The sequence below is a fragment of the Sphingomonas sp. genome, assembly GCF_035490575.1.
Classification (GTDB): domain Bacteria; phylum Pseudomonadota; class Alphaproteobacteria; order Sphingomonadales; family Sphingomonadaceae; genus Sphingomonas.
Genome location: NZ_DATJLI010000098.1, coordinates 1 through 4,040, shown reverse-complemented (window position 1 = coordinate 4,040; position 4,040 = coordinate 1). Strand labels below are relative to the sequence as shown.

At 66.3% G+C, this 4,040-nt stretch carries 4 protein-coding genes; 3 read left to right on the top strand and 1 reads right to left on the bottom strand.

The window, feature by feature from the left end; genetic code table 11:
- From VL973_RS07345 to VL973_RS07335, 3 genes are all read left to right on the top strand, one after another.
- On the top strand, window positions 1-186 hold a 186-nt coding region (locus VL973_RS07345), incomplete at its 5' end, for a hypothetical protein (protein ID WP_325283376.1).
- Window positions 183-1,277: a GNAT family N-acetyltransferase gene (locus VL973_RS07340; protein WP_325283375.1), complete on the top strand. Its 1,095-nt coding sequence runs from the start codon at window positions 183-185 to the stop codon at window positions 1,275-1,277. The genes VL973_RS07345 and VL973_RS07340, both read left to right, overlap by 4 nt.
- Entirely contained in the window at window positions 1,274-2,251 is a 978-nt protein-coding gene (locus tag VL973_RS07335) for a nitroreductase family protein (RefSeq protein WP_325283374.1), read from the top strand. The genes VL973_RS07340 and VL973_RS07335 overlap by 4 nt, the downstream gene beginning before the upstream one ends.
- Here the strand turns inward: VL973_RS07335 and VL973_RS07330 are convergent.
- A complete protein-coding gene (locus tag VL973_RS07330; RefSeq protein ID WP_325283373.1) occupies window positions 2,248-3,951 on the bottom strand; it encodes a c-type cytochrome in 1,704 nt (567 codons plus the stop codon). The genes VL973_RS07335 and VL973_RS07330 overlap by 4 nt on opposite strands.
- Window positions 3,952-4,040: the final 89 nt, after the last annotated feature.

The following is a 4,040-nucleotide window of genomic DNA, read 5'->3' as shown; positions in this document are numbered from 1 at the left end:
GTGCCTGACGACCCCGCACTCGCGGATGCCGCCGCCGACCTGCTCGGCCATTATGCCGCAAGCCACCTGATCCGCCTGTCGCAACGGCCGCCGCGTTTTCTCGCCGTTTCTGCCGGCGGCCTATCCGAAGCCGCGCTCGACGAAGAACTCGAACTCGCGGCAAGGTTGCTGGAAGGCGCGGCATGACGATCGAGCTTCGTTCGGGCGATGCACAGGCCTTTTTCGACGCGCCTTTCAACGCCTATGATGACGCGCTTGGCTATGTTTCGCCGATGAAGGGCGACATTTTCCGCATGCTCGAAACGGCGAAGAACCCGTTGTGGACTGCCGGAAATCCGTTCGCATTCTGGACGGCGCATCGCGACGGGCGTCCGATAGGGCGGATCGTCGCGCATGTGCATGGCCAGTCGAATGCGGCACATGGGTGGAAACGCGCGCAATTCGGCTTCTTCGACTGCGCTGACGACGCCGAAGCCGCGGCCGCGCTGCTGGGCGCGGCGCAGGATTTTGCGCGAAGGCACGGCCTTTCCGAACTGGTCGGCAACTTCAATCTTACGGCCATGCAACAATGCGGGGTGATGACCGGCGGCTTCTCGCGGCGCGGATATACCGACATGGTCGTCGGGCCGTCGCATCTGCCCCGGCTGCTGATAGCGAACGGGTTCGAACCCTTTTTTCCGATGACGACTTTCGAGCTCGACCTCGAACGCGCCGCACCGCCGTCGGAGGAGCCCGTCGCAAGCGGGGCCTACAGCTTTGCCCCGATCGAGCGGCGCAGCTTTCCGGAGCGCATGGAGGATGCGCGGGCGGTGCTCAACGACGGGTTCGCGCAGAATCCGATGTTCGTGCCGTTGACGGAGGAAGAGTTCGCGTTCCAGGCGGGCGAAATGAGCGCAATTCTCGACCCGCGCCTGTCGTCGGTGCTGATGGAGGATGGCCGACCGGTGGGCACGATCATCTGCATCCCCGACCTCAACGGCTTTCTGCGCGCGACCCGTTCGCGCATCGGGCCGCTCACGCTATGGCATTTCCTGCGATTCCGTTTCCGCCGCCGCCGCGCGGTCATCATCTTCTATTCGATCGTGCGCGATCGGCACGGTCGCGGCTTGATGGGCGCGATGCTCGCGCGCACGATCCGCCAGCTGCGCGCCGCTCGTTACAGGCAGCTGGGCATCACCTGGATCGCCGACGAAAATGCTGCAAGCCTGCGCCAGATGGAGAAGTTGGGCGCAGAACCTCTTCACCAGCTGCACCTGTTCCGAAAGACGCTCGGATGACCAAAGCGATATTGCGACGGCTGGTCGAAGACGCGATCACGGCACCGAGTGTCCACAATGTCCAACCCGCGCGTTGGCGGATCGGGGACAATTCGCTGTTGCTCGCCGAAGATCTGTCGCGCCGGCTGGCGGTCGGCGATCCGACCGGCAACGATGCCGCCATCAGTCTGGGCGCCGCCGCTGAAGCGTTGCGAATCGCAGCCTCGCGCGAGGGTTGGCATGTTGTCGAGGAACGGAGGGGCCTTCCGGACCTTGGCGCCGGGCTGCGGGCCATCGCGCGATACCGGTTCGATCGCGGCGCTGACGTCGACCGGTTGGCCGGATGGCTCGGTAAACGGGCATCCTGGCGCGGAAATTTCCTCGTCCCGACCGAGGCCGATCGGGCGGCGGTCCAGCAGTTCGCAGGCGCCGATGCGACCATCGTCACGGCACCCGACGCGCTTGCCCTGCTCGGGCGGGAATTCGACGCCGCCAGCTATGGTTTCATGCGCGACGGCGCTTTTCGCGGCGAGCTGCTTGGCTGGATGCGGCTGCGGCGGCGTCATCCCTGTTGGGCGCGCGACGGGTTGAATGCCGAAGCGATGGCATTGTCGCCGGTCGAGGCGATCGGCGCGAATCTGGTGCTGGGGCCGCTTTTCAGTCCGCTCGATCGCCTGCGCGTTGCACCAGCGCTGCTGGCAGAGGGCGCCAAGGTGGCGGCGGCGGCGGCGGTCATCTTGTTTCACCGTCCCGTCGTCGAAGCGCCTTTCGAAAGCGGCCGGCATTTTCTCCGCCTGTGGCTCGGCATCGAGCGGGCAGGGATGGGTGCGGCGGTGCTCGCCGCGCTGGCCGATGATCCGCGGGCGGCGTCGCATGTCGCTTCAACCCATGGCATCGCCGCCGGACAGCGGCTGGTCAGCGCCTTTCGCGTCGGCCGGCGTGCGGGACCCGGCTTTGCCCGGGCCCGTCTGCCGATCGACGCTGTACTGTTCTAGAGCCGCTTCAGAAATTCGATGAGCGCTTGCCGGTCGGCAGCCGTCAGCCCGGCTCCGAACAGGTGTCCGCCATTGCCGCGCCCGGGCTGCGTGGTGTCGGTCCACTGCGGTGTCGAAAAGGGGCGGTAACCGTCGGGATATGCGCCGGCGGGTCCCAGGCGGAGTCCGACGCTTTCGAAATCGAGCGCATGTCCTCCGACGAGGAAACGCGCCTGACGCTGCGTCGGGTCGAGCAGCGCGCCAAGGCTCGTGACCGAGCCATTATGCAAATAGGGTGCGGAGGACCAGAGACCGGCCAGCGGCGGCGCCGCATATCCCCGCCCCGCCTTCACGGCGATCAGCTTGCGATATCCGGTATTGCCGACAGCCTTCCGGAGCTCGGCATCGAACAGGCGCGCGCGCAGCGGGTCGGTTCCGACATCGCCGATCCAGTTCGGGAAGCGCACGAGTTGCGGTGCCGCGCTTTCGTTCATGGCGTAATCTCCGTGACACGCGGCGCATTGCGCCCGGTAAACCGCCGCGCCGCGCCGTGCCGCCGCATGATCGATTGCCCCGGGAAAGGGCTGCGGTCGATAGGTTCGCAGCCAAGCGAAAACGGCTTCGGCATCCCCGATTCCTTGCTGCGCCCGGTCGGGATGGACCCCCATGCTCGGAACCGTGAAGAAACTGGTGATCGCGGCCAGCTCGCGCAGTCGTTCGGCGGTCAGGTCGGCCTCGACGGTCGCGTCCGGCTTTATGCCGGGCAGCGCATAGGCCCCGTCGGCGAGCAGCGCGCTGCGCCACTCCCGGCGGCCTAGCTCGGGCACCGAAACAATTCCGTCATCGCCCGGCCCGCCTTCGGCAAGCGGCGCACCAAGCGCGTGTTTGAGCGCTGCTACGCCATTGGTGCTGCCCGGCGATCCGTTGGGAAAGGGCAAAGGTCGCGGTTGACCCTCCAGTGCGGCAAGCCGTCGCTTCGCGAGCGGGATGACCAGCCAGCGCAGGCTCTGCCGCTCGCGCCATCCCATTTCGGGGTAGAGCGTTGCGGCGGTGGTCAGCAACTCTTCGGACCCGATGTGTCGGCGCGTCGCGTCGAATATCGCCTGCGTATAGGCCTCAAGGTCGATCGAGCTGTTGGGCGTGCCCAGCCACGCCCGGTCGGGCCGGGGGCCGCCTGTTTCATCATAGGTCACGCCGGCATGGCAGGCCGCGCACCCAAGGTTGGCGACTTCCACCCTGGTGCCGCCGATCGGCGCGATGGCGCCGTGCGTGATGCCCAGCGGCATCTCGCCCCCGCGCGGGCGAAGGTCCGCGGGAAGGTTCGCGATCGTTGCTGGATAGAGGAACCCGAAGCGCTTCAAGATGCTGCGCACCGTTGCCCGGTCGATGGCGGCAGACGGATTCCGGCGGCGTTCGTCAAGCACCAACGCAGCGGCTGCAAGCCGCCAGGGAATGGCACTGGAGTCGAGCGATTCCATCGAGATGCCACCGAAACCCGCGCCCAGGAAAGCCGCTGCGCCACGTGCATCTGCCGAGGCACCTTCCGATAGGACCGGGCGGGAATCGGCTTCGATTTGCGGTTTGGAGGTCAGCCACAGTAACGCAGCTGCCAGAAGGAGCGAGATAAGAATTCGCACGATCCAGCGCCGCGTCGAGGTTGTGCGTAAGCTCTGTTGCCTCATTGCCATGACGCATGATTGACGAAACGGTGCTGAAGGCAACCTGGAAATATCGGCGTCGGAGCGGTTCTATTTGGCCAGGCGTTGCCCGGGCTCGCTTGCGCCGCGCCCCGCGATCAGAAAATTCCGAG